Genomic DNA, 24,612 nt, shown 5'->3' with positions numbered 1-24,612 from the left:
TCTGCCGACCCCGACCCCCGGTGACGGCGCCCGCGGTGGCGCGGACGGCGGCCCGCTCGGCGGTCCGGCCGGCGGCCTCGGCGAGCCCGGCGGCGAGCCCGGTTCGACCAGCGCCCCGGTACCGGCCGGTCTCACCGACGGCGCCTACGTGGCCAAGATCGTCATCGCGGTCGACGGTCCCGCAGGCAGCGGCAAGTCGAGCGTCTCCCGCGCGGCCGCCCGCGCCCTCGGCTACGGCTACCAGGACACCGGCGCCGCCTACCGCGCCCTCGCCTGGCACGCCCTGCAGCAGCGGGTCGACCTCGACGACGGGGCGGCGATCCTGGCGAGCTGGGACACCTTCGACTACGCGATCGGCACCGACCCCGACGACTACTACGTGCGCGTGGGGGAGACCGACGTCACCGACGCGATCCGCACCCCGGACGTGACGGGTGCGGTGGCCCACATCGCGAAGCTCCCCGACGTCCGACACCGGCTCGTGCAGCTGTTCCGGAACGTCATGCGGAAGACCGACGCACCGGGCATCATCACCGAGGGCCGGGACATCACCACGGTGGTCGCACCCGACGCCGAGGTCCGGATCCTGCTGACGGCCGACGAGTCCGTTAGAATGGCCCGGCGCTCGGCGGAGGTCACGACCCAGTCGGCCGCAGAGACCTCCGCCGCACTCGCTCGTCGAGACGCGGCGGACGCGAAGGTCGTCGACTTCATGAACGCCGCAGACGGCGTCACGACGCTCGACTCCACCGACCTCGACTTCGACCAGACCGTGCAGGCGGTCGTCGACCTGGCCCGCGCGGCCACGCACTGACGCACGACCGGACGGCCTCGGCCGCCTGGTCACACCACGGCCGGATCTCCGGCCCGGCCGGGAACGGCCACCGACACCGCGGCTCCGGCCGCTCGCGAGGAACCCACCATGGCTCAGTTGGACAACCCGGACAACGACGACTTCCCCCAGTACGACGACGCCCTCGGCGAGCGGCTCGCCGGACTCGACGAGGCCGAGGCCGAGCAGCGCGCGACCGCGCTCCGCGCCGGACTCGAGGAGTACGACCTCGAGGACGACGACCTCGCCCTGCTCGAGGCCGGTCAGGTCGGCGAGGACGGCGTCCACTACCTGCCCGCCTACCCGGTGCTCGCGATCGTCGGCCGCCCGAACGTCGGCAAGTCCGCGCTCGTCAACCGCATCCTCGGTCGTCGTGAGGCCGTCGTGCAGGACGTCCCCGGCGTCACGCGTGACCGCGTCAGCTACAAGGCCGACTGGAACGACAAGCGCTTCACGCTCGTCGACACCGGCGGCTGGGAGCCCGGCGCCGAGGGCATCAACGCCTCGGTCGCCGCGCAGGCCGAGGTCGCGATCGACCTCGCCGACGCCGTGCTGTTCGTCGTCGACGTCACGGTCGGCATCACCGCCACCGACGAGCACGTCGTCAAGATGCTCCGCGGCACCGACCGCCCCGTCATCGTCGTCGCGAACAAGGCCGACGACGAGCGCCGCGAACTCGACGCCTACGAGCTCTGGAACCTGGGGCTCGGCGAGCCGCACCCCGTGTCGGCCCTGCACGGCCGTGGCGTCGCGGACCTGCTCGACCTGATCATCAAGACGCTGCCCGACACCTCGGCCGTCGCCAAGCAGGAGGTCGGTGGCCCCCGTCGCGTGGCCATCCTCGGCCGCCCGAACGTCGGCAAGAGCTCGCTGCTCAACAAGGCCGCCGGTGAAGAGCGCGTCGTCGTGAACGACATCGCCGGCACCACCCGCGACCCGGTGGACGAGCAGATCGAGCTCGGCGGCAAGGTGTGGCGTTTCGTCGACACGGCCGGCATCCGGAAGCGCGTCCACATGCAGCAGGGCGCCGACTTCTACGCCTCGCTCCGCACCACCGCCGCGCTCGAGAAGGCCGAGGTCGCCGTCGTCGTCCTCGACGTCACCGAGCCCGTCTCCGTGCAGGACCTCCGCATCATCGACCTGGTGCTCGAGTCGGGCCGTGCGCTCGTCCTGGCCTACAACAAGTGGGACCTGCTCGACGACGAACGCCGCCGCTACCTCGAGCGCGAGATCGAGCAGGACCTGGCGCACGTCGCCTGGGCCCCGCGTGTGAACATCTCGGCCCGCACCGGCCGCCACCTCGAGAAGCTCGTGCCGGCGCTCGAGACCGCCCTCGCGTCGTGGGACACCCGCATCCCGACGGGCAAGGTCAACGCCTTCATCGCCGAGCTCGTCCAGGAGCACCCCCACCCCGTGCGCGGAGGCAAGCAGCCCCGCATCCTGTTCGGGACCCAGGCGTCGAGCCAGCCGCCGACCTTCGTGCTCTTCACGTCGGCGTTCCTCGACCCGCAGTACCGACGGTTCATCACCCGTCGACTCCGCGAGGTCTGGGGCTTCTCCGGCACCCCGATCAACGTCAACATGCGCGTGCGCGAGCGCCGGAAGCGCTGAGTCCCAGCTCCGTCACACACAACGCGTCCCGTCTGCACGGGGCGCGTTGTGCGTTCGCGTTCGCGTTCGCGTTCGCGTTCGGCCGGGAGGCCCGGAGCGCGTCCGCAGCGTCGGCGCGGCATCATGGGAGCGTGCGCATCGGGCGGTGGGGAACGGATCGACGTCGGCTCGCCCTGGTGGGTGCCCTCGTCGCCGTGGTCGTCGTCGGCTCGGTGTCACTCTGGACGGTCTCGCACGGACCCTCCGAGGACGACGCAGTCACCCGCTCCGAACGCGCTGCGCCCGTGCCCGAGCCCGCGCAGTCGCCCGCGGAGGGGTTGCGACCCTCGAACGGCCTCGGCGTACCCCTGCCCGAGGCGTCCCCGGCCGTGCAGCCCGTCGATTCGTCGCCGATCGAGCCGTGGTGGCGCCGTGTCCCGCCGGTCTCCGGGGACATCGTCGGCATCGACGGCGCCGCCGCCTCTGGACACGTCCACATCGCAGGGAACACGGGTGACGCCACCCTCGCGGTGGACATCTCGCACCTGAAGACGGGCACGAGTGGCCCGGTCGACGTCGTGTTGTCCGGTGGGACCGTCACCGGTGGGAAGGACCCGGAGTGGACGCCGGCGGGGGAGTCCTCCGACGTGTTCCAGGCCGCCGGCGTCGAACAGGGGCTGACCGTCGTGCTGAGCGACCCGTGGACCCTGCCCGACGAGGTCCGCTCCCTCGTCCTGCTCGATGCGGCGACCGGCACCGTGCTGGGTGGCGCGGCGCTGGTGCCGAGCGACTGAGCCGGCTGGGGAGCCCTGCGCCGACCCGGAACGACCTCGTCGACGTCGTGCGACCTCGATGACGTCGTTCGGGGTCGGGGTCGGGGTCGGGGTCGGGGTTGGGGTCGGCGACGGCGCGGTACGCCGGCGGTCGCTCGATGCGGCACGATGTACTGGTGACGCAGCGCAACGACGGACTCGGTGGCCTCGCCGACCGTCTGTGGTGCCGGCTGCGGCTCGACCGGCTGGCCGGAGGTCGCCAGGGCGGGTACGTCATCCGCCAGGACATGCTCGAGCACCCCGACACCGTGCGCTCGTTCCGGTGGATCCGGTGGCTGCTCGTCGCGGAGACGATCGTCGGACTCGCGGCCATCGTCGTGGCCGTGCTGCTGACGCGCGCGGGGGAGACCGTGCCGTGGGCGGTGTGGTTCCGGGCGACGGTCGTGTTGCTCATCACTCTGACGCTCTACGTGTTCGCGTGGCGGGCACAGCTCGGGTACTACTGGGCGTACCAGCGGGTGCGGTTGTTCAGCCGGATCTTCCCGATCGTGACGCTCATCGTGGCGGCGATCCCCGGGCTGTACCCGTTCTGGATGGTGATCGAGCAGATCGTGTTCTCACTGCTCATGATCGGTATCGGCGACGTGCTCACCACCGACCACATGCGCGCCACGTTCCCCAAGCCCGCCCGCCGCTAGCGCCGTCGACCGCCGGCTCCGGCGCCCGCACCACTCTTGCGACAGACCACGCGTCGATCGACTCGTGGACTGTCGCGGAACGGGTGCGGGGGCGGGCGGCGCAGCGCTACGCGACGGTGGCCAGCGCGAAGGGCAGCACGGCGGCGGCCCCGGCACGCCGGAGTTCGCGGCCCGCGACGGTCATCGTCCACCGGCTGTCGACCAGGTCGTCGACGAGCAGCACCGGGCCCTGGTGCGACTGCAGCGCCGCAGCGAGTTCCGGCCCGACCTGGAACGTCTCCCACACGCCGGACAACCGGTACGCGCTGTTCGTCGCACCGTCGCCGCGGGGCGTGCCGCCGTTCCGGTCGAGCGTGCCGAGGAACTGCAGCCGTCCGATCGTGGACAGCGCCTGGGCGAGCGACCCCACGAGCTGCGGCCGCGACCGCGAGGACATCGCCACGACCCCGGTCGGCCGGGTCTCCCACGGCCAGTCCTTGAGCGCCCGGACACAGCCGTCGACGAGCTCGCGGGAGATCGGAGCATCGGGCGTCGACGGCGAGAACAGCGCACGGAGCGGCCCGCCCCAGCCGAGGTCGGTCAGACGAGCCACCGCGCGGCCGGGCTGGACGAGCTCGTCGGCGCCGATCTTGCCCCGCACCGAGACGCCGAGCGATGACATGCCCGACGGCCACTGGGCACGCGGGGCGATCTCGACACCGACCTTGTCGAGCGCGGCAGCCGCACCGGACGAGTCCGTGTCGGAGACCGCGGTCGGGAACCACGCCCCGGCGCAGTTGTCGCACCGGCCGCAGGGCTCCGCGGACGGGTCGTCGAGGTCCTGCTGCAACAGCTGCATGCGGCAGGCCGAGGTGGACTCGTAGTCGAGCATCGACGCAGCCTCGGCGGAACGTGCCGCGGCGACCCGCTCGTACCGCGGGGCGTCGTACTGCCACGGCTGCCCGGTGGAGACCCAGCCGCCGGTGACGCGTCGAACCGCCCCGTCGACGTCGAGCACCTTGAGCAGGAGTTCGAGGGTGGAGCGCTTGATGTCGACCAGACCCTCGAGCGCGACCGTCGACATCGCGGTGTCGGTGGACAGGGCACCGAGCACGGCGGAGGCCCGGGCCTCGGTCGGCATCGACGCGCTCGCGAAGTACTGCCAGATCTCACGGTCCTCACGCCCGGGCAGCAGCAGCACGTCGGCGTTGTCGGTGGCACGACCCGCACGACCGATCTGCTGGTAGTAGGCGACGGGCGACGAGGGAGCGCCGACGTGCACGACGAACCCGAGGTCCGGCTTGTCGAACCCCATGCCGAGCGCGCTCGTGGCGACCAGGGCCTTCAGCTCGTTGCCCTTGAGCTGCTGCTCGAGCTGCTCCCGCTCGTCGGTGTCGGTGCGCCCCGTGTAGGCCCGGACGGCGTACCCGTTGTCGCGGAGCAGTCGGGCGATGTCCTCGGCCGCCGAGACCGTGAGCGTGTAGATGATGCCGCTGCCGGGCAGGTCGCCGAGGTGCGCGAGGAGCCAGCCGAGCCGCTGCCGGGCGTCGGGCAGCGTGAGCACACCGAGCCGCAGGGACTTGCGGGCGAGTGACCCCCGGATCGTGAACACCGGGTCGGCCGGGCCGGCGGTCAGCTGCTCGGCGACGTCCTCGACCACGCGCTCGTTCGCGGTCGCGGTGGTCGCCAGGACGGGGACCCCGTGGGGGAGGGACCGGATGAGCTCGGCCAAGCGGCGGTAGTCCGGCCGGAAGTCGTGGCCCCAGTCCGAGATGCAGTGCGCCTCGTCGACCACGAGCATGCCCATCCGCGCGATCAGGGTCGGCATCTGCTCGTCGCGGAACTTCGGGTTGTTCAGGCGCTCGGGGGAGACGAGGAGCACGTCGACCTCGTCACGGGCGAGCGCGGCCTGGGTCTCGCCCCACTCGTGCGCGTTCGCGGAGTTGATCGACACCGCACGGACCCCGGCCCGGGCAGCCGCAGCCACCTGGTCGCGCATCAGTGCGAGCAGCGGCGACACCAGGACGGTCGGGCCGCCACCACGGCGTCGGAGCAGCAGGGTCGCGAGGAAGTACACCGCCGACTTGCCCCACCCCGTGCGCTGCACGACGAGGGCCCGTTGCCGGTGCTCGACCAGGGCGGAGATCGCCTCGAGCTGGCCGGGGTGGAAGACCGCGTCGGGGCGCCCGGTGAGCGCGGCGAGCGCCTGCTGTGCCTCGGCGGCGATGTCCGCAGACGGCGAGACGACAGACGGAGCGGCGGTGGGGGTGTCCATGCCCCCATGCTGTCAGGAGCAACCGACGAAAGCCGACCCGCGCCTCCCGGCTGTGGACAACCGGACCAACCGGGCCTTACTGGTAGGTGACCAACGACGGCGTCGGCGTCACCTCGGACATCGTCTGCGACGGCGTCAGCATGGGCGTGTCCTCGTCGTAGAAGTTCTTCCAGCCCCAGTGCAAGCCCTCCGGAGCGCCCTGGTGCAGCGCCTTCCACGTCGCCTGCTTGTCCGGCTGCGACCCCTGCCCGTCGACGTGCACGAGCATGTCGAGCTCCGGGTGCGTCTTGAGCGCATCACGGTCCTGGATCATCGAGAGCCGGAACTGGTGCAGCACGAGCGCCTTCGGCGGCAGCCCCTCCTTCTCGACGAGCGACGCGAGCCACGAGGACACCTCGTTCACCTCGGACGCCGACACGCTGCCGATCTGCTCGAGCGGCACCTGGTCCTTCGTCAGCCGCCACTCCGGGTCGAGCGCGAGCCACACTCCGGGCTTCTTCAGCAGCGACTCGTACTTCTTCGCCTGCGACAGGAAGTCCGAGCGGCCCGGCTGCAGGTCGATGATCACGGGCATGTCGGCGTCGTGCGCGGCGTCGACGTAGGGCTCGAGCGTCGACACCGGCAGCTCGGTCGAGTAGTCGCCGTCCGCCCCGGCGTCCCCTGCGGCGACGGTCGCGATGACCTCCATCGCGGGCGTCACCAGCTCGTCGGACTCGGCCCGGTACGGCTTCGCGACCTGCTCGGCGCGCTGGACGGTGGCCTCCGGCCCCTGCTCGCCGAGCACACCGAGCGCCGGCGCGCCGGGAGCCCCGTACAGCGCCACGTAGCGGTGCCCGTCGAACGGCCGCTGGCCGCCGTTCCGCAGCTGGAAGCCGCCCTCGGCCGCCCGCACCGTCCACTCCGGGTCCTGCAGGGCGTCGAACGCCGCACCGACCAGGACCGTCTGGTGCTGCTTCCGCTCGTGCAGCGCCGTCACCACGTCGGGTGCGGCAGCCGGGTCGGTCACGCCCTGCGGCATGGTCACGACCTTCGCTCCTGCGGCCTTCGCGGTCGCCACGGCCGCAGCGTCCGCGCTCGCGTCCGCCACCACCACCGTGGCCTGCCGGGAGGCCCGGGTCGACTCCGGCGCGTCGCCATCCTCGGGCGCCTTCCGCTGTTCGACGTCCGTGTCGACCGACACGTCGCCCTCGGCCTGGTACCAGTCGGCCCCGAGCCGATCGAGCTCGCCGGCGACGGCAGCGCTGCCCTTCGCGCCCGTCGCGGTCAGCAGCACCGGGACGTGGGCGCTCGCCGCGGCCTTCGCTGCATCGGAGATCGCGTCGGCATCACCGGCCGTCGCCACGATCGCGCCGGGAGCACTCGCGAACAGGGACGTGCTCACCCGCACTGACCGAGCCGCAGCGTCGGAGGCGTCGGCGACCGTGACCGTCCCCGCCGTGGCCTTCGCGAGGGTCGGGCGGCTCGTGTCCGGCCCGCTCGACGTGCACCCGGCGGCTCCGAGCAGCAGTCCGGAGACGGCGATCGCGACGAGGACACGAGGGGTGGAACGAGAACGCATCGGGCCACCCTACGAGCCACGCGGAGAGGTCCCTGGGAATCCGACGGGTGTCGTCTCGTAGAAGGGAAGCATGCCCCACCACCCCGACGACCACCCGCTCATCGGAGCCGTCCGGTCGCCCGAGGTCCACTGCATGACCCTCAACGTGCGGCGCCGCGTGCCGCGACCGTCCGCACACCCGGACGCCTGGGAGCGTCGCCGCGATGCCATCACCGCGCTCGTCACGTCCGAAGCGCCCACCGTCCTCGCCGTCCAGGAGGCCCTCCCCACGCAGGCAGCGGACCTCACGGCCGCTCTTGGGTCGATTTGGGAGCCCGTCCTGGTCGGGCGCGGCGCGCGCGGCGGTGGCGAGCAGGTCGGGCTCCTCCTGGACCGCTCCCGCCTCGACGTCGTCGAGCGACGCACCTGGGCACTGTCCCGCACACCGAGCCGTCCGGGATCCCGCTCGTGGGTCACGTCCTTCCCCCGGCACGCCGTCGGAGCCGTCGTCGACGACCGCGCGACCGGCGTCCGGTTCCTGGCCATCGCGACGCACCTCGACGTCGCCTCGCCGTGGGCCCGACTGCGGTCCGCCGAACTCCTCGGCCGGATCGTGCGACAGCGCGGCCTGCCCGCCGTCGTGATGGCCGATTGGAACAGCCCGGCAGGGTCCGCACCATGGCGAGCACTGGCGGACGCTGGCGTCGTCGACAGCTGGGGGCGGGCCTCCAGGCAGGTGGGCGAGCCGTACGGGACGTACCCGCACTACGGGAGTCCGCGTGTCGGTGGCCGGCGGATCGACGGTGTCCTGGTGACGCCGGAAGCGACCGTCGACCGGGTGGCCGTCTCGAACCGGCGGCCGGGCGGCGTGTGGCCCTCCGACCACGCGGCCGTGCACGCGGTCGTGCGGTGGGCGTCGTGATCCGGGCGCTCGGTCCGACGTTCCTGCGGCCGAAGTTCCTGGTGGCCGACGTCGTGCGTGCCCTGACGGTCGTGAGCCTGGTCGTCGCGAGCATCGGGTGGGGCGGGACCGCGCTGCCGGTGATGGCGCTGTCGTTGCTCGGGGTCGTGGTGCCGCGGATGCTCGGACTGCGGCCCGCGTTCGACCTGGCGGTGTGCGTGCTCGTGCTCCTCGCCGGGTGGTCGAGCGTGCTCGAGTGGTACACGAGCGTGTTCCTGTGGGACAAGTTCATGCACGTCGTGCTCACCGGGCTGCTCGCCGCCGTGCTGTACGTCATCGGTGCCGACCTGCGCGCGGTGCCGGCGCCGGACGGAGAGCGCCGGGTGGTCGTCGCGGTCCTCGGGCTGTGCGCTGGGCTCGCGATCGGGGCGGCGTGGGAGATGGGGGAGTGGCTCGGGCACAACTTCGTCGACTCGGCGATCTACGTCGGGTACGACGACACCATCGGGGACCTGGCGGCGGACGGGGCCGGTGGGTTGCTCGTCGGGCTCGGGTTGCCGTGGTTGGCGGCGCGGCGCGAGGTGGTGCGGGCGGGGTGACGGTGCGTGCTCGTTCCGGTGGCTCTGGTTGCTGCTCGCTCCGACTCGCCGTGGCGCGGAGGGGGTCTGGCGTCCGCTATGCTGGACCGGTCGCTCGCGCTCCGGTCGGACGTGGGCGAGGGTCCTCCGGGATCCTGAGTTCTCCGGAACTCGCGGGCTGTGGCGCAGCTTGGTAGCGCACTTGACTGGGGGTCAAGGGGTCGCAGGTTCAAATCCTGTCAGCCCGACCGAAGGGGTGTCTTAAGAACCCGACAACGAAGCGAGGCTCGCAGCCAACTGGCTGCGAGCCTCTCTTCGTTGTCGTCGGCAGGTTCAGGGCTACTGAGCTGCCACCTTCCGCGACCGTGTGGATCGCTTGGCCTTCTCAGCAGCCGCCTTCGCCGCCTTCTCTCGTCGTGCCTTGGCTCGCTCCTGACGAACCTCGAGGTCCGGCACTCCACCTGGACGGGTGCCCGTGTAGTCGTTGAAGGATTCGCGGTCTCTCCGACGCAGGATGGGCGGTTTGCGTGGGGCCGGTTCTCGGCTGCTCGGCGGGCTTCGATCTCCTTTGCCTTCAGGAAGTCGCAGATCTGTTTGATGTTGAGCGCGACGAGCAGGAACGTCAGGAACACGTAGCCGGATGCGAAGCCGCGAGACTGTCGGTTGAGATGGTCGTGCAGGGACCCGTACTTCGGAGCCTTCAGCATCGAGTTCCCGTTCTCGATGAGGTTGCGCGCGTAGCCGTGGAAGTCGATCCACTCGCGGGACTTGTAGCGCAGGGCTTGTGTGAGCGCGAAGTCCCGCAAGCTGAACCAGAGCCACGGCGCAGGCGGCCCGCTCGCGGAACATCAGCCAGGAGATCCTGACCACCCTTGCCGAGTGGCACCGCGCCGACCACGCCGCGCGACGCCCAGAGTCCACCACCGCCGCAACACGGCCGCGCGCTCTCCAGCCAAACGGCCGCTTCTACGCCCGCGCGATGCCCAGCAGCTTCGACGCCGCCTTCGACGCCACCCACATTACGCGGGACGACCAGATCAGCCCGCGCCCCTACTAGGTCAAGCAGCCCCACGACGCGAACCCCCTGAGCCTCGGCGCAAACCACCGACCCTTCCGCTGCCCGCTCCGTACCAACGCGTCGTAGTCGAGCCAGACCGAACACGACGAAGCCCTCCCAAACCGGGAGGGCTTCGTCGTGTTCTCACCTATCCATCGCTTCGCTGCTGCCACTGCCCGCAGCACAAGGCCCCTGCGTACTGTCCGGGCTGAATGTCGGAGGTGTCGTGAAGATTGCGTTCGTGACCGACATCATCGGCGGAACCATCGGCCCCCTCATCGACCGCGCCATCGGGAGCACCCAGCGGCGACAAGACGACGAACGTCAACGCCGACGCGCGGCGGCAGCTGAACTGCTCGCGTGGATGGTGCCGATGGTCGAGCAGCTGCATCACCTACGCGACCGTCGCGACACCGCGTTCTGGGTCGAGCACATCCCGGTCGCGTACCGCAGCCTGGACGCGACGAAGGTCCGGCTCCCGGGCCAATGGCGACACCTCAAGCGTTCCACACGCGCTTGCCTCGGTGAAGCGCTCGGCGACGGCCTCGTCTTCCTCGACACGGGAGACGATGTCCTCGGCGACACGATCGACTACAGCGCCCGGTGGTCGAGCTACGCCGCCGACTACCTCGCACTGTGCCTGCAGCGGGTCCGCGAGTGGGAGAACGAGTGGAGTGCACGCTCAGCACAGCGGACTGTGATCCCGGACTTCGACGACTGGCTGCGCATCACCGAGCGGCACCCGACGTACTGACTCCTGCTCGCCAGCGCCGTGAACAAAGGGCTTAAAATCTCTGCGACGTTCTGGCGGGTGCGACGGGCCCGTGGTGCACGGGTCCGGGGCTGGAGTTCCGAGGCGCTATCCTGCACAGCAGATTCCACTGAGGAGGGGCTGTGGCCGTAAACGACTACGAACAACGATTTGCGCTCGAGCCCGAACTGCGGGGCGGGAATGCGGATCTGTTCTCGCTCCGTATCGGGTCGGTCAGCGTTCAAGGCGGTGTACAGGTCCCGATCTCCACGAACGGTGTCACAGTCGTGGTTGGTGGCAACAATGCCGGCAAGTCCACGCTGCTGCGCCAAATGCACGCTTCTTTGGTGGATGCGTGGGGCGCGACGGTGCTTCCACAGCCGCACCTGTTGACCTCGCAGGAGCTGCTCCTGGGCGGCACGCAGGCGGACGCACACGCCTGGTTTGCCGCAGACGCATACGCCAGCGACAACGGCTACGTCCGCGGCAGCGTCACCGTGACTCCGCAAGAAATCAACCTCGCCTACACGTTCACGCCGAGGGTGCACCTTTCGAACTTCGGTGCCTCGCTTGCACTGATGCCGAACGCCCGAACCCGATTTGAAGCGATCCGTGCGGTCCCGCGCCGCCCAGACATCAGCCTCCCGCCCAACCTCGATTTGCACTACTTCGAGGCAGAGACGGAGCTGATGCGCTCCCTCAACACGTACACGAAGGACATCTTCGGCACCGGAGTCACTCTCGACTGGTTGAGCGGCAACGTCATCCTCCGATACGGCGAGACCACGGTGACACCTGATTTCAAGGACCTCACACCGTACCGGGAGGACATGGCCAAGCTTCCGCCGGTGGAGTCGCAAGGTGACGGTGTCGGTTCTACGCTGGGCCTGCTGGTCCCGCTCATCGCTGGTCGGAATCAGATCTCATTCGTTGATGAGCCGGAGGCATTCCTGCATCCGCCGCAGGCATTCAAGCTCGGTCGCATCGTCGCGGAGATCACTGCCGGACGGCGCAGCCAGCTCATCGTCGCCACACACGACCGAAACTTCGTCGCCGGTGTCCTGTCGCTTCAGAGCGCCGACCGAACGGTCATCCGGCTTGACCGGAGCGGGGACACGACCACCGCGCACCGCGTCGATCCCGCGGAACTCGCGAAAGCGTGGACGAGTCCACTGCTTCGGCACAGCAGCATCCTCGACGGGCTCTTCCACCGGGCCGTCGTCATCGCCGAGAACGAACGCGACTGCCTATTCTACGCGGCAGCGCTCGACGAAGCCGCTCCGCTACCCGACGGGTTGCTGCCGAACGACGTTCTATTCGTATCGGCGCACGGCAAGGGCGGGGCAACGGAGATCGCCTCGATCCTTGCCGCCGCGAGGGTACCGGTACTCGCCGCGTTGGACATCGATGCGTTGAAGGAAAGAAGCACTCTTAAGACGCTTGTGGAAGCGATGGGTGCAACGTGGACCACCGACATCGATAAGGACTACGAAAAGGCCACGGCCGAGTTCCGACGAGCTCGAAGACCGGCGACGAACGGCGATGTGCAACTTGCTGTAGACGGTGTTCTCGGCGAAGCACCCGACGCGGCTTACACCGGCGCCACGCGTCGGGCGGTCACACGCGCTCTGGCAGCCGACGACCCGTGGGCGGACGTGAAGCGATACGGCATGAACGGCTTCCGCGCCGACCGTCAGGCAGCGGACCGGCTCGTGACCGCGCTCGCGTCGGAGGGCGTCGTCTTAGTCCCCGTCGGCGAACTCGAGGGGTTCGCGCCAAGTCTCGGCGTCAAGAAGGGGCCGGAGTGGCTGCCGGCAGCGCTGGCTGCCGGCGCGCACAAGGATTCTGACTCGTCGGCGTTCGCGGCGCAGCTCGCCGCGGCGGTGATCGCACGGGAGAAAGCCTTGCTGTAACGACGCATGGGCAGACGGGAGCGGCGCCGCCGGAACCGGGCCGTGCACGCCATGCACTCCTGTCGACGCGACCGTTCGCATCGACGGCGGCGGATCGACATCGCTCCAGCAGAGACCAGATCCCCCAGGTCAGGAGTCAACCGAACCTGCAACAGTCCCGAGAGCGCGGACCGACCGATGCGGCTCGACATCGACGCACTCACCATCGTTGTCGACGAGGTATACGGGCCCGTCGAGCTCACTGGGTTCGGTAGCGCGCGAACTGGGTCGGGGATCGACGGAAGATGCGAGGATCTATTCGTGGGCACAGAGATCACGTTGTCGCTCAACGGCGTCGACATCGACTATGGCAAAAACCGCTACTGGAAGAACCATCATTGGCTATTCCCGCCGGGGAGTCTCACCGACATCACGTATCGATACGCGAACGAGGTGGCTGAGACGAAGCCTGGCTTCCAGACTAGTTTGAAGGAGGCTGACTTCCGGCTCCGCCACCTCGGTTACTCCCTTCAAGAGACGAAGACCAAGTTCGACGCCGCGGTGATCCGGTGGAATCGGACAGCGGACCTCCAGCTCACCTTCGAGGACTTCCGTACTGCTCTCACCAGCATCGACTTCGGCACGCTCACGCCAGCGGACGTGGCGCCATTCATCTGGGACTTCCGCGCTTACGTGAGGAGCCTGCTCTCGGCTTGGGATACGAATGAGGCAGGGCTCGAAGATTTCATCGCAAGCCTCGACTTCGCGATCACCCTCCGAACGCTCGCCGACCGCCCAGCAAACGGCTCGCTCGCGCTCCGATGGCACCATCAAGACTTGGTCGAGAGCGGCTGGGTATCGCTCGATGACCTGACCGACATCGACCGGCAAGCGTTCGTCATCGGCCACACCATGCTCTACGGGCGCCTGCAAGACCACGCCGGCAAACCGACCGTGAAGGGGTTCGACTCCTGGCTCGCAGGCTACGGATTGCCCAAGGCGACGCCGTACGTGAAGGTCAACCCGGACGGCACCGTGACACCAGAGGTGACGACCCTTCCCACCGCGGTCCGCAACATGATCCATCACCCGGAGAACCCCAATAACGTGCTGTCGGATGCGGATCTCCATGAGAGCGTCGAGAGTCTTCTGCGAGTCGTGATGGCCCTTCCAACTCCGCTTCCCGGGCTCACCTAGCACCCCGTGTCGTCGTGAACCTCCCCTCGCGGGTGCTGCGACTCTGGTTAAATCAGCCTCGATGCCCGGGCCTGACTACGAACTCCACAAGCTCGGCTGGCGAGCCTTCCAAGACCTCTGCGCTGTCGTTCTCCAGGAGACCCTGGGGCAGACCTTCACCGCGTTCGCTGACACGAACGACGCCGGTCAAGATGGTGCCTTTCATGGCCTATGGGCGGCGCCTGGAGACCAGGTGGTCACGGAGCTCGAAGACTTTGCCACGACCGCGATGCCCGTCGTGGTGCAATGCAAGTTCAGCGTCGAGCCGTCAGGCACGCTGCCGCCGGGAGACCTTGCAGACGAACTCGCCAAGATCGAAGCGTTGCACGCTCGTGGGCTCTGCGACGGCTACATGGTGTTGACGAACCTGCGCGTCACCGGCCGGACACAGGCTTGGTTCGCGGAGGAAGTGCGCGAACGTGGCCCCAAGGTTGCGGCGATTCTTCCCGGCGGCTGGATCTGCACGCAGATCGAGATGAACTGGAACCTGCGGCGGTACGTACCGCGTGTCTATGGGCTCGGCGACCTCACGAGCATCCTGGACGAGCGCAGGATGCGCCAGGCTCGCGCACTTCTCACAAGCTTGACCCGAGAACTGGAAACCTTCGTCCCTACCGGCGCGTACCGAGGCGCAAGTGACGCCATCACCGAGCACGGGTTCGTATTGCTACTTGGCGAACCTGCCAGCGGGAAGTCGACCATCGCCGCGATGCTCTGCATGACGGCGCTCGACAACTGGCAATGCGATGTGATGCGCGTCGATGGCCCGGATGAGCTTCTTGCGCACTGGAACCCCGACGACCCCCGGCAGATGTTCTGGGTCGACGACGCTTTCGGCAGTATCCGACACGAACCGCACCTAACCGAAGCCTGGGTACGACGGATGCCCGAGGTCATGGCGGCAGTCGATCACGGCGCTCGCGTGCTGATGACAAGCCGCGACTACATCTACCGCGAAGCGCGCCCGAGGATGAAGGAGTACGCCTTCCCTCGGCTGAAAGAGCATCAGGTTGTCATCGACATCACTGCCCTGAGCCTCTCCGAGAAGGAGCAGATGCTCTACAACCACTTGAAGGCAGGCGATCAGGCGGCCGGGGTATTGGACGAGTGGCGGCCACACCTGCGCACGGTCGCGGCCGCAACTCGATTCCAGCCGGAGGTGGCGCGACGTCTGTCCTTGCAAGACTTCGTGCCCGCCTCCGGGCTAAAGGGTGAGGCCGCGCTGGTGTCATACTTCGAGCATCCGAATGAGTTTCTGGTCGACGTGCTCGACGGCCTCGACCCTGCGCAGCGCGCAGCACTCGCAGCGGTCTACCTCTCGGGCGGAGAACTCCTAGCGCCGTTCGCGCCAGACGAACGGCTGATTGCAGCGGTGACGTCTCTGGGCGCAACGGTCGCCGAGACAGCCCGCGCCTTCTCGGCCATAGAAGGCACCTTCCTGTCCCAAAACGTGAGAGCGGACGGAAACACTGTCTGGCGCTTCCACCACCCGACGATCAGAGAAGGCTTCGCTGCCTCCGTTGCCCGTGACATCTCCACGCTGTCGGTCTATCTCGAAGGCATGACGGCCGATGAGCTTGTCTCCCAACTCGACTGCGGCGGCCCGAACCAGCGGGGGGCGCTGGTCCAGGTCCCACCCGCCATGTATCGGCTGATTGTCCCGCGCGTCCCTGTCCCCGAACGGCGGGAATGGTCGAGAGGCCCCCGAGCGTGGTTCTTACAAACACGGTGTTCCGACGAATTTCTGCGCATGTGGGCGGATGCGCACCAGGACGCGCTACCCGGCATGGCCGAGTTCGGGATGATGGTGGACGCAATGTGGGAGCCCGCTGTCCTGAGCCGACTCAACGAAGCTGCGGCCTTGCCCGAAGAGGTGCGCCGCAAAGCGGTCGAGCGGATCGTCGAGTACAGCATCGACGACCTCGACCCGGCTTGGGCCGACTCATCCCTCGCCGGTCTCCTCACCGCACAAGAACGCGCAGACCTGCACAGACGAGTTGAAGAAGACGTGCTGCCAGAGCTGGAGCAGCGCATCGACACCCATGTCGACTCGATCATCAGCGACATGACCAAGGAGCAGCTCTACCAAACTCCACGCGACTACGTTGCCGCCATTCGAAGCGCCTTCCCCGAGAGCCCGGACGTTCTCGCACTTTGCGACCGCGCAGAAGAACACATCAACAACCGTGTGTCCAGCGACGAGGACGAAGACGAGCTGCCCGCTGAGAGCTCGGGATTGGCGGCGCCGGCTCGACCTGCCTCCGGTGAGATCTCGAGCCAGCGCGATCCATTCGAGGACGTCGCCGCCGGCCACTGAGCGACAGCGTCGCCGCCGAGGCGCACCTGATCGTGCGGCCGGAGTCTGGTGTGCAACCGCATTGGGCGCGGCATCGTCGACCGTGTCGGACCACATGGCTAGCGTTGGGACAACGGATGAGCGCCCGCTGCGGCGCAGAGGAGATCGCGAGCAGGTCATGAGGGACACCATCGGCGCGGGCCGTCAAGACCGATCACTGCAGATGCGCCGCGGGAGGGCTGCGCCTGATGACTACACCGACTGACGCCGAAGTCGCAGAGTCGACTGAGCCAGCCGAGCTCATTGACCCGCGGGCACAACTCGCCGAGTGGGCGAACGCCAACGACGAGTGGGTGCGCCTGCTTGTCGCCGAAGTGATCGCCACCGGACGCCCGGTCGGAACCTCCGTGGTCGACAAGGCCTACTTGCTGTTCCGACAGGAGAAAGCGCTCGACAAGCGGGAGCTTCCAGCCGTTCCACTGCTCAACATCGAGGCTCGCCAGGATGAGTCGGCACCGCCCCTGTCGCTGACCCGGCTCTCCGAGGTACGTGGTGTCAACGCGCTGGTGGCGGGTGTAGTGATCGAGCCCCACGAGGGCCTGACGATCCTCTACGGGGAGAACGGGACCGGCAAGACGGGCTACTCCCGCATCTTCAAGGCTCTGGCCAACAGCCGTACCGCCGACACGATCCTCGGCAACATCGATGCCGACACCTCGGAAGCACAGTCCGCCAAACTTGAATTCAAGCTCGGCGACGACGCTCAGAATCTGATCTGGACGGGCGAACTGGGGGTGTCGCCGTTCACGCGCATGTCGATCTTCGACAGCCCCGCCGTGCGCACCCACGTCGACGAGGACCTTGACTACGTCTACACCCCGGCCTCGCTGGCCCTGTTCAAAGACGTCACGACTGCGATCCAGGCAGTAGCAGCTCAGGTTGATGCGGCGATCTCTGAGCTTGGTTCGAGCGGCTCGGCACTGCTCTCCAGATTCCAGCGCGGATCGACCATCTATCCGCTGATCGAGACCCTCGGTGCTTCCACCGAGCTTGCCGACCTCAAGGCCAAGGCCAAGAGCGGGGATGACGTCGATCAAGAGCTCGATGCTTTGACCCAGGGCGTTGCGGCCCTGCGCGCCAACACCATGGGTGCCCAGATAACCGGCCTCAGGAGCGAGCAGCGAGTTCTGTCAGAGGCAGCGACCGCGGCCGAAGCTCTGCTGGGCTTCGAGCAGGCCAAGTACAACGACGCACTGGCAACGCGCGCGCAGCTCACGACCGATTTCGAGACGTTCCGCCGCGAGCTTTTCGCCGCCGCGGACCTGCCTGCTGAGCCCGACGACACCTGGAACGACTTCATCGAGGCCGGCGAGACGTACCGCCAGCATCTCGTCGAGGTTGAGGCGCACGATGCAGACCGCTGCCTCTATTGCCGCCAGCCTCTGCTCGATCCGGCGCGTGATCTGCTCACTCGCTACTCGACGTACCTTGAGGACAAGATCTCAGCCGACATCCGTATCACCGACACCACGCTCGATGGCTACAGGCGGCAAGCTGCCGCGCTCCAAGGCAACGAGATGGCGTCGTTCATCCAGCAATACAAGGACGCCGATCCAAGCGAGCGCCCGACCTACTTCACTCAGGTTGAAGCGATCGAAGGCGCACGAAGCACCGCCGCCACGGCAGTGGCCGCCAGCCAACCAGCCAGCATCGAGATCGCCGATCTCGTGGCCAAGCCTCGCGCCGAGGTCGACACTGCGCTGACCACCGTGGGCAACAGCATCACGGACCTGGAGACCTTGCAGAAGGGCCGAACCGAGGCGCTGGCTGAGAGGCAAGCAGAGCTGCTCGAACTCAAGGACGCCATCGAGTTGGGTAAGTCCTGGGCAGTGATCGAGACGCAGGTCAAAAGCGCCAAGGAGGCCGATCGCCTCAAGACGCTCAAGCGCCCGCTGCCTGGCCTCGGCCGCTCCGTGACCGCGCTCGCCAAGACCGCCAGCGATCAGCTGATCAACCAGAGCTTTGATGCGCTGTTCCTCGAGGAGTGCGAAGCCCTCCGTACCCCGTCCCTCAAGGTCCAGTTCGTCGGGCGAGAGGGCAAGGCGCAGCGCCGCAAGGTGCTGAGCGGTAAGCACAAGCCGTCCAAGGTGCTGTCCGAGGGCGAACAGAAAGTCTTAGCGCTCGCAGATTTTCTCGCCGAGGCTCGCCTCGCAGGCATCACGGCGCCTGTCATCTTCGACGACCCGGTATCCAGCCTCGACCACCGTCGAATCAAGGAAGTTGCCCAGCGCATCGCCCGCCTGGCCGACGACAACCAGGTCATTGTCTTTACCCACGACATCTTGTTCGCCACGACGCTCCTCGCCCTGTTCGAGAAGTCCAAGCGGTGCGCCTACTTCCAGATCACTGACGAGAGCGGCAAGGGCAACGTGTCCCGCGCCACAGGACCGCGCATCGACTCCTTGAACGCGATCAAGGGTCGGATTAATAGCACCATCCAAGCCGCCAAGCAGTTGGACGGCGAAGCCCGGGACGCGCTGGTCCGCACCGGCTACAGCCACCTTCGTTCCTGGTGCGAGGTCTTCACGGAGGACGAGCTGCTCAAGGGCGTGACCCGCCGGTATCAGGCCAACGTCCAGATGACGACGCTCGGCAACATCAACGTCGACAAGCTCGGCGAGATCATCCCCAAGGCCAGCGAGATCTTCGAGGAAGCCTGCCGGTACATCGACGCCCACTCCCAAGCCCTCATCACTCAGGGCGTCAGCCCTACTCTCGCCGGACTCGAACAACACTGGGCCGAGCTTCAGGAGCTCAAGAAGCTGAACGAAGGCAAGGCGGCGTGAGCCTGTTGATATTCATGTCGCGGGAGGTCCGCGCTGATTCCCGGAAGGTGCGCTTGCGACAGATACGCCGCCGCACCTCGAATTCCTGCTCGAGGAGACGGTTGCGCTTACGCAACTCGCGGATCTCAGCATCTCGACCTCCCAGCAGCGGCGCACCGGTGTCAACGGCTGTCTTCTCGGTGCCCGAGCGGGCGAGCCACTTCGTGAGTGTCATCGGGTGAACCCCGAAATCGCCAACAATGCGCTTGATCGACACGCCGGGCTCGCGGTTCTCCGCGACACGCACCACGTCATCGCGGAACTCCTTCGGATAGGGCTTGGGCACGATCGCATCCTTTCAGGCAGCCTCGACGAGGTGAGCGCTCCGCGGGGAGAGGTGTCCGCCGAGATCCAGCGGATGACACGGACAGCGATGCTCGACGGCGAACCTGAGCGGTTCGTGCTCCCGGCCACACCGGTGCACTGAGCGCCCGGACAGCGGTTCCTTGCAAGCGGCGACCGTGCGGTGGTCGCCGCTTGCAAGACGCGCGGTGTCGGGTGTCGCCCCAGCAACACCCCACTGTTCTTCTTGCTCCTCGATTTCCAGGCGATGACCATGGCGCTGCCGGACACCCTCGACGCCGTCGGGTTCAGCGTCCCGCGGTGAGCTCGAACTCGCGGCGGCCGGCGGAGACCCCGTTGACGAGCAGCTCGACGGCGTGCGTGCCGGGGTGGTAGGTCCGCGTGGTGATGACGCGGAAAGAGTGCGTCTTGATCACGTGGGTCGTCTCGCCCGGCGCGACCGTCCGGACGGCGAGCTTGAAGGTCTTCCCGGTGATGCGGAATGAGTTCGTGCAGATCGAAGAAGTGGACGAGCGGCACTACGGCGCCGAAGGCGAGCGCGACACGTTCGTCGTGCACTTCTTCCATGCGCCCAGCGGCGAGATGGTCGCGCCCGACTGGGACGCCACGAGTTGCTCGGTCAGTGTGATCCGCGTCACCGACGCGACGTACCGCGCGGCGTTCGCAGAAGCTCGGCGGATTGCTGCCGGCGGGACGTCGCCGACACTGTTCTCGGTGTCCCTCGAGACCGCGGAGCCGAATGGCCCAGGAATACTCCGACTGTTCGGGACCGACCTCAACATGGAGGGCCTCGAGCTCGACCTCGATTCGCACGCGGCGAAACGGAAATGTTCGCCGAGTTCTTCAGCCGCGACCGTACTGCGCACGCGTGATCGGGATCTGGAGCGTAACTTCTGACGGACTGGAGGCCCGATGCCAGCTGGCACCGTCCCTCCAGGCACGGCCGTCGCCCCGCTGGCGCGGTGCGCCGGTACCGGCTGGTGGGGCCCACCTCCAGTCCGTCACGCGCCGCGCGCGAGGAGCTGCTCGTGATGGAGGTGGAGTTGGCGTCCGCATCGCTGTGCAACGCGCTCACTGTGGGTGACGATCACGAACTTGGTTCCTGCTTCCTGCAGCCGGTCGAAGAGGGCGAGCACGTCGTCTTCGGTCGTCTCGTCGAGTGCTCCGGTGGGCTCATCGGCAAGGACGACGGCTGGGCGCTTCGCGATGGCCCGAGCGATCGCGACGCGCTGCGCTTCTCCTCCCGACAGTCGTCGTGGGCGCTTGCCGGCAAGGTGACCGATGCCGACCGCCTCGAGGGCGTCGTGTGCTCGGTCCGCCGAGTCAGCACGAGCAGGGACTCCGAGCCGGACGTTGTCGAGCACGCTGCGGTCCCCGAGCAGGCTGTGGTCCTGGGTGACGATGCCGATGTGTCGGAGCCGGTGAGCCGCCATCCTGGACGCGGTGCGCTCGAGCACCTGCCCTTCATGGTCGTAGGTGCCAACGAAATCGGTGTCGAGGCCGGCGAGGATTCGGAGCAGCGTGCTCTTGCCCGATCCGCTGCGCCCGGTGATGGCTACTGACCGATCGTCTTCGCGAAGGTCGAAGTGCAGTCGGTCGAACAGCGTTCTGGTCGATCCGTCGGGCTCGGTGATCGTCTTCGAGACGTCGTGCAGCGTGATCATCGTGGGGTACCTCTTCGACGTCGGGTGGTCAGTTCGATGCGGACGGCTCGTCGGCTGAGTGCGCCGTCCGCCACGCACCAGAGCAGGAGGGCGGCACCCGCGCCGAGTCGAGCCGGCGCACTGTCGTTGGGGAGCGCCGCGCTCGTCGCGAGGAACAGCCCGAACGCGGCGGCGTACTCGGTGAGGCGGCTTGCGCGGAACAGGCGGTTCGTGCGGTTCGGGCTCTTCCCGAGGAGATGGTGCACCCGCGCGACTGGCGCTCGACGGTGATGGAGAAGTCGGTCGAGGAACGCCGTGATGATGCCCACGCCCGCGGTGAGGACGACGAGCAGCGCGGTGACGAGCACCATGTTGTCCTGGATGAGCTGGCGGACGAGGGAGAGCTGCACGAGGTAGGTCGGCACTCCGAGCAACGTGTACGACCGGAAGCCGGTGTCGTCTCCGATCTCGTCGAGTCGCGCGACGACGCCACCGAAATCGAGGCTGCGATCGACGGCGAGGTCGGCGTTCAACACCTGGAACACGAGGCGTGCGAACAGCTCGGGATCCAGCCGGTCGAGTGCTGCTCGGTCGAGTCCGGCGAGTGTCGGCGGGTAGGGCACGATGACGGTGTCATCGAGGTAGTGGTTGGCCTCACCGCGGAAGTACATGGCGCTGTTCGGTTCGAGGAAACCGACGACTTCGAGCTCTTGCTCCTGCAGGATGACCGCTCCGGTGAGTCGCTCTCCGAGCTCGTACACGCCGCGGTACTCGTTGCCGAGCAGCGCCGGGACCTGGCCGGATCCCCAGTCGACGGCGTCCCACTCGATCGGCTTGCCGTCCTGCACGGACAGCCCCGCGAACTCGTACGCAGTTTCGTTGAGCTGGATGGACTTGATGTCCTGGACGCTCCGTCCGGACTCGTCCTGGTACTTCCCGTTGAGCGTGTACTCCGTGCCGTAGCCGACGTCGAAGCGATCGTCGCCGCGGAAGTCCTGGACGGTGACGGGTTGGTCGTACGAGGAGATGAACCTGAATCGGGGCTCGTCATCGATGCGCTCGACGAACGAGGCGACTGCGTCGAGTGCGCGCTCGTTTCGTCGAACCGCTTCGAAGGCCTCCGGGTCGAGATCGTCGATCACTGTGTAGAGGTCGGCGTCGGCATCAGCGGACAGGCCCTGGGCCACGGCTTGCGACGTGGACTGGGTGAACGACGCCACGTTGTACCAGCAGAGTGCGAGCAGCACGATCAGGACGATCTTGGCGACGATGATCGTCCAGTTGGACCGGAGGTCGTTCAACAGTTCCATCGTCGGCTTCCGTGCCAGAATGAAACGACCGAGACGGCGAGCGTGACCGTCCCGACTGCCACGACTGCGGCGGTGACGTCGAGGTCGAGGTTGGTGGTGTGCCGTGCAGCTGCCGCACCCATGAGCGCGATTGCACAGGCGACGGCGCTGATCAGACCGACCCTGGCGGCAGCGCTGCGAAGGGTGGTCAGTGGTCGAACCCCCGTCATGAACCGGACTGCCGCAGCGCGGAGTTCCCATCGTCCGGTTTGCAGACCAGCGATCAGGGCGATGAGTGTGGAGACGAGCGCGCCGAGCGTGACCAGCACCGGCGACACAGCGTCGACGTTCGTCCTGCGGTTCGTGCCGTCGTCGATGATCTCGACGCTTCGGCCAGGGAACTGTGCGCTGTAGTGGCGGACACTGCTCGGGCCGTCCAGGAGCAGCCGCTGTGGTGACGCCGAGAACTGCGACGGATCGGCGAGGACCACGTCATCGGACAGCAGACTGTCTGCCCGGACGCCGAGACGACCCACCACGGTGTACGTCGTGCCGTCGAAGACGAGGTCGTCGCCGCGGACGGCGACGTCAGAGCCGACGAGAGCTTCGCCGGGACGCCCGGTCAGCGCGTGCCCGTCGTGCAGCGGAACGTCTGTCCACCGTCCCGACAGGACCGCGACGGCGCGGACCTTCTCCTCGAGGTTCACGAACACCTTCGTTCCCGGTTCGAACCCGCCCCGGGCGCGCCTGAGTTCGTCGAATGTCGCGGTCACCCAGGCGCTCTGGCCGGTGCGGAGATCGTCGCCCTCCGCGGCGATGACACGTCGACGAGCGTCGAACACTCCGATCAGCACCGTCAGGAGCATGGCCAGCAGGAGCAGGCCGGCGGTCGCCGTGAGCTGTCGCTTCGTCACGTCGTCTCCTCACGCCGCAGCGGGTGAGAGCTGTCGACGTTCCGGTTCCTGCGCAACCGACTGTGCCTCTCTGATCGGTGAAAGCCAACCGTTCAGTCGTTAACATGTCAGAGGTGGAACGCTTTGTCGAGCAACGTGTTCTCGGTCGCGACCGTGCCCCGGACACGCGGTCGGGGATCTGCAGCGCAACCACGGACGGACGGGAGGCCCGGTACCAGCTGGCGCCGGGCCTCCCGTCCGTCGATGGGTCGACTTCTACTTCCACCTCCACCAAGAGCACGTAGTCGAGGTAGCCGGACTCACGCTCCGGTTGCCGCGCGCAGCTGCCGCAGCGCCGCGTGCGTCGACGACTCTGCCGTGGCTCGGTAGGTGACGAGACTCTTGTCCTCTTCTCCTGCGACGCGGAACGATTCGACCTGCAGTTCGAGCTGGCCGACCTCGGGGTGTTCGAGTTGCTGGATGCTGTGACAGCGTTCCCGGATCTCGTGTCGCGCCCAGAGTCTGGCGAACGTCGGGCTCGTGACGGCGAGTTCGCCGACGAGGGCGGCGAGGTGTGGGTCGGTCGGGTGGAAGCCGGCGTCCACCCGGAGCTGTCCGACGACATCGGCTGCCTTCTGGTGCCAGTCGATGAAGAGGTTCCGGTACTCCGGGTGGATGAACACCAGCCGCGCCCAGTTGCGCTCCGAGCGGGGGAGGCGCTCGAGGTCGCCGAACACGAGCGATCCGAGGGTGTTCCACGCCAGGATGTCCGACCGTCGGCCGACGATCATCGCCGGAACCTCTCCGAGTGCGTCGAGCAGCGATTGCAGCTCCGGCCGGACCACCGCGTTGCTGCAGGTGTTCCTCCGGGCCTCGGCTCGCGGGTTCACGAGGCGGAAGAGATGCTCCGCCTCGGCGGGTGTGAGGCGCAGGGCTTGGGACAGTGCGCCGACGACCTCGTCGGACACCCGCCCGGCATCGCCTTGCTCCAGTCGGGTGTAGTACGCGGGCGAGACGCCTGCGAGCATGGCGACTTCTTCGCGGCGCAGTCCGGGAACCCGTCGACGCCCGCCTCCTGGCATTCCGACGTCGTCCGGGCGGATCTGGGCTCGCTTCGCGGCGAGGAAGCGTCCCAGCTCCTGCCCTTCGTCCTCATCCGCCGTCACCAGCCGAGCTGCAGACGTGGAGGAGCTCATCGATCCAG

General features: G+C 67.9%; 21 protein-coding genes and 1 tRNA gene. 13 read left to right on the top strand and 9 right to left on the bottom strand.

Translation table 11 applies throughout. From position 1 onward, the window contains the following. The first annotated feature begins 148 nt into the window (after positions 1-148). The 4 genes from cmk to EDF53_RS12455 all read left to right on the top strand — a co-directional run bounded on the left by cmk (position 149) and on the right by EDF53_RS12455 (position 3,893). Entirely contained in the window at positions 149-814 is a 666-nt protein-coding gene (gene cmk / locus EDF53_RS12470; protein ID WP_123294175.1) for a (d)CMP kinase, read from the top strand. Positions 815-922: 108 nt separating this feature from the next. Continuing rightward, positions 923-2,443, top strand: a complete 1,521-nt coding sequence (gene der, locus EDF53_RS12465) for a ribosome biogenesis GTPase Der (protein WP_123293896.1) — start codon at positions 923-925, stop codon at positions 2,441-2,443. Between the two features lie 131 nt (positions 2,444-2,574). Continuing rightward, positions 2,575-3,216 carry a hypothetical protein gene (locus EDF53_RS12460; protein WP_148058350.1) on the top strand — a complete coding sequence of 214 codons (642 nt, stop codon included), beginning with the start codon at positions 2,575-2,577 and terminating at the stop codon, positions 3,214-3,216. Positions 3,217-3,371: 155 nt separating this feature from the next. Then, positions 3,372-3,893 carry a hypothetical protein gene (locus EDF53_RS12455; protein WP_123293894.1) on the top strand — a complete coding sequence of 174 codons (522 nt, stop codon included), beginning with the start codon at positions 3,372-3,374 and terminating at the stop codon, positions 3,891-3,893. A gap of 106 nt (positions 3,894-3,999) precedes the next feature. Here the strand turns inward: EDF53_RS12455 and EDF53_RS12450 are convergent, their stop codons facing one another. Both EDF53_RS12450 and EDF53_RS12445 read right to left on the bottom strand, forming a co-directional pair. Then, on the bottom strand, positions 4,000-6,147 hold the full coding sequence (locus EDF53_RS12450; RefSeq protein WP_123293893.1) for an ATP-dependent DNA helicase RecQ: 2,148 nt from the start codon (positions 6,145-6,147) through the stop codon (positions 4,000-4,002). Positions 6,148-6,223: 76 nt separating this feature from the next. Beyond that, positions 6,224-7,705, bottom strand: coding sequence for a hypothetical protein (locus EDF53_RS12445; RefSeq protein WP_123293892.1), 1,482 nt, complete (start codon positions 7,703-7,705; stop codon positions 6,224-6,226). 70 nt (positions 7,706-7,775) lie between these two features. Here EDF53_RS12445 and EDF53_RS12440 point away from each other — a divergent pair, with 70 nt between their 5' ends. The 3 genes from EDF53_RS12440 (at position 7,776) to EDF53_RS12430 (ending at position 9,411) form a co-directional block, all read left to right on the top strand. Then, the gene (locus EDF53_RS12440; RefSeq protein WP_123293891.1) at positions 7,776-8,606 is read left to right on the top strand and encodes an endonuclease/exonuclease/phosphatase family protein; all 831 of its coding nucleotides are present in this window, start codon (positions 7,776-7,778) and stop codon (positions 8,604-8,606) included. Further along, positions 8,594-9,184, top strand: a complete 591-nt coding sequence (locus tag EDF53_RS12435; RefSeq protein ID WP_185021034.1) for a hypothetical protein — start codon at positions 8,594-8,596, stop codon at positions 9,182-9,184. Before EDF53_RS12440 ends, EDF53_RS12435 begins: the two co-directional genes overlap by 13 nt. 153 nt (positions 9,185-9,337) lie before the next feature. After that, positions 9,338-9,411: transfer RNA gene (locus tag EDF53_RS12430), tRNA-Pro, on the top strand. On the opposite strand, the gene EDF53_RS19000 is transcribed toward EDF53_RS12430, so the two are convergent. Then, positions 9,403-9,969 (bottom strand): hypothetical protein, encoded by a 567-nt coding sequence (locus EDF53_RS19000; protein WP_148058348.1) that lies wholly within the window; start codon positions 9,967-9,969, stop codon positions 9,403-9,405. The genes EDF53_RS12430 and EDF53_RS19000 overlap by 9 nt on opposite strands. Before the next feature lie 492 nt (positions 9,970-10,461). Here EDF53_RS19000 and EDF53_RS12425 point away from each other — a divergent pair, with 492 nt between their 5' ends. The 5 genes from EDF53_RS12425 to EDF53_RS12405 all read left to right on the top strand — a co-directional run bounded on the left by EDF53_RS12425 (position 10,462) and on the right by EDF53_RS12405 (position 19,241). Further along, positions 10,462-10,974: a hypothetical protein gene (locus EDF53_RS12425; RefSeq protein WP_148058347.1), complete on the top strand. Its 513-nt coding sequence runs from the start codon at positions 10,462-10,464 to the stop codon at positions 10,972-10,974. A gap of 140 nt (positions 10,975-11,114) precedes the next feature. After that, positions 11,115-12,884, top strand: a complete 1,770-nt coding sequence (locus EDF53_RS12420; RefSeq protein ID WP_148058346.1) for an ATP-dependent endonuclease — start codon at positions 11,115-11,117, stop codon at positions 12,882-12,884. A gap of 177 nt (positions 12,885-13,061) precedes the next feature. Further along, entirely contained in the window at positions 13,062-14,060 is a 999-nt protein-coding gene (locus EDF53_RS12415) for a HEPN/Toprim-associated domain-containing protein (protein WP_123293887.1), read from the top strand. Between the two features lie 61 nt (positions 14,061-14,121). Continuing rightward, the gene (locus tag EDF53_RS12410) at positions 14,122-16,416 is read left to right on the top strand and encodes a hypothetical protein (RefSeq protein WP_185021033.1); all 2,295 of its coding nucleotides are present in this window, start codon (positions 14,122-14,124) and stop codon (positions 16,414-16,416) included. A gap of 227 nt (positions 16,417-16,643) precedes the next feature. Beyond that, positions 16,644-19,241, top strand: a complete 2,598-nt coding sequence (locus EDF53_RS12405; protein ID WP_123293886.1) for an AAA family ATPase — start codon at positions 16,644-16,646, stop codon at positions 19,239-19,241. On the opposite strand, the gene EDF53_RS12400 is transcribed toward EDF53_RS12405, so the two are convergent. Then, positions 19,210-19,566 carry a transposase gene (locus EDF53_RS12400; RefSeq protein WP_123293885.1) on the bottom strand — a complete coding sequence of 119 codons (357 nt, stop codon included), beginning with the start codon at positions 19,564-19,566 and terminating at the stop codon, positions 19,210-19,212. The two genes, EDF53_RS12405 and EDF53_RS12400, sit on opposite strands and share 32 nt — an antisense overlap. 304 nt (positions 19,567-19,870) lie before the next feature. Next, entirely contained in the window at positions 19,871-19,999 is a 129-nt protein-coding gene (locus EDF53_RS19680) for a hypothetical protein (protein WP_260215593.1), read from the bottom strand. Between EDF53_RS19680 and EDF53_RS12395 the strand changes: the two genes are divergently transcribed. Beyond that, positions 19,992-20,480, top strand: coding sequence for a hypothetical protein (locus EDF53_RS12395; protein WP_123293884.1), 489 nt, complete (start codon positions 19,992-19,994; stop codon positions 20,478-20,480). The two genes, EDF53_RS19680 and EDF53_RS12395, sit on opposite strands and share 8 nt — an antisense overlap. A gap of 104 nt (positions 20,481-20,584) precedes the next feature. On the opposite strand, the gene EDF53_RS19840 is transcribed toward EDF53_RS12395, so the two are convergent. The 4 genes from EDF53_RS19840 to EDF53_RS12375 all read right to left on the bottom strand — a co-directional run bounded on the left by EDF53_RS19840 (position 20,585) and on the right by EDF53_RS12375 (position 24,604). Next, on the bottom strand, positions 20,585-21,247 hold the full coding sequence (locus tag EDF53_RS19840; RefSeq protein WP_123293883.1) for an ABC transporter ATP-binding protein: 663 nt from the start codon (positions 21,245-21,247) through the stop codon (positions 20,585-20,587). Beyond that, on the bottom strand, positions 21,244-22,527 hold the full coding sequence (locus EDF53_RS12385) for a hypothetical protein (RefSeq protein WP_185021032.1): 1,284 nt from the start codon (positions 22,525-22,527) through the stop codon (positions 21,244-21,246). Before EDF53_RS12385 ends, EDF53_RS19840 begins: the two co-directional genes overlap by 4 nt. Continuing rightward, positions 22,524-23,429, bottom strand: coding sequence for a hypothetical protein (locus EDF53_RS12380; RefSeq protein ID WP_123293881.1), 906 nt, complete (start codon positions 23,427-23,429; stop codon positions 22,524-22,526). Before EDF53_RS12380 ends, EDF53_RS12385 begins: the two co-directional genes overlap by 4 nt. Before the next feature lie 299 nt (positions 23,430-23,728). Beyond that, positions 23,729-24,604, bottom strand: coding sequence for a helix-turn-helix transcriptional regulator (locus EDF53_RS12375; RefSeq protein WP_123293880.1), 876 nt, complete (start codon positions 24,602-24,604; stop codon positions 23,729-23,731). Between the last annotated feature and the right edge of the window lie 8 nt (positions 24,605-24,612).

The sequence above is a fragment of the Curtobacterium sp. PhB78 genome, from assembly GCF_003751685.1.
Taxonomy (GTDB): Bacteria; Actinomycetota; Actinomycetes; order Actinomycetales; family Microbacteriaceae; genus Curtobacterium.
Note: the sequence above shows the minus strand (reverse complement) of the source record. Positions and strands in the feature narration are given on the sequence as shown.

Excerpts from the sequence above, each read along its gene's own strand:
- EDF53_RS12450 (WP_123293893.1), bottom strand. The coding sequence starts at position 6,147 with ATGGACACCCCCACCGCCGCTCCGTCTGTCGTCTCGCCGTCTGCGGAC.
- EDF53_RS19840 (WP_123293883.1), bottom strand. The coding sequence starts at position 21,247 with ATGATCACGCTGCACGACGTCTCGAAGACGATCACCGAGCCCGACGGA.
- EDF53_RS12405 (WP_123293886.1), top strand. The coding sequence starts at position 16,644 with ATGACTACACCGACTGACGCCGAAGTCGCAGAGTCGACTGAGCCAGCC.
- EDF53_RS12415 (WP_123293887.1), top strand. The coding sequence starts at position 13,062 with ATGCGGCTCGACATCGACGCACTCACCATCGTTGTCGACGAGGTATAC.
- EDF53_RS12440 (WP_123293891.1), top strand. The coding sequence starts at position 7,776 with ATGCCCCACCACCCCGACGACCACCCGCTCATCGGAGCCGTCCGGTCG.
- EDF53_RS12410 (WP_185021033.1), top strand. The coding sequence starts at position 14,122 with ATGCCCGGGCCTGACTACGAACTCCACAAGCTCGGCTGGCGAGCCTTC.
- EDF53_RS12445 (WP_123293892.1), bottom strand. The coding sequence starts at position 7,705 with ATGCGTTCTCGTTCCACCCCTCGTGTCCTCGTCGCGATCGCCGTCTCC.
- der (WP_123293896.1), top strand. The coding sequence starts at position 923 with ATGGCTCAGTTGGACAACCCGGACAACGACGACTTCCCCCAGTACGAC.
- EDF53_RS12375 (WP_123293880.1), bottom strand. The coding sequence starts at position 24,604 with ATGAGCTCCTCCACGTCTGCAGCTCGGCTGGTGACGGCGGATGAGGAC.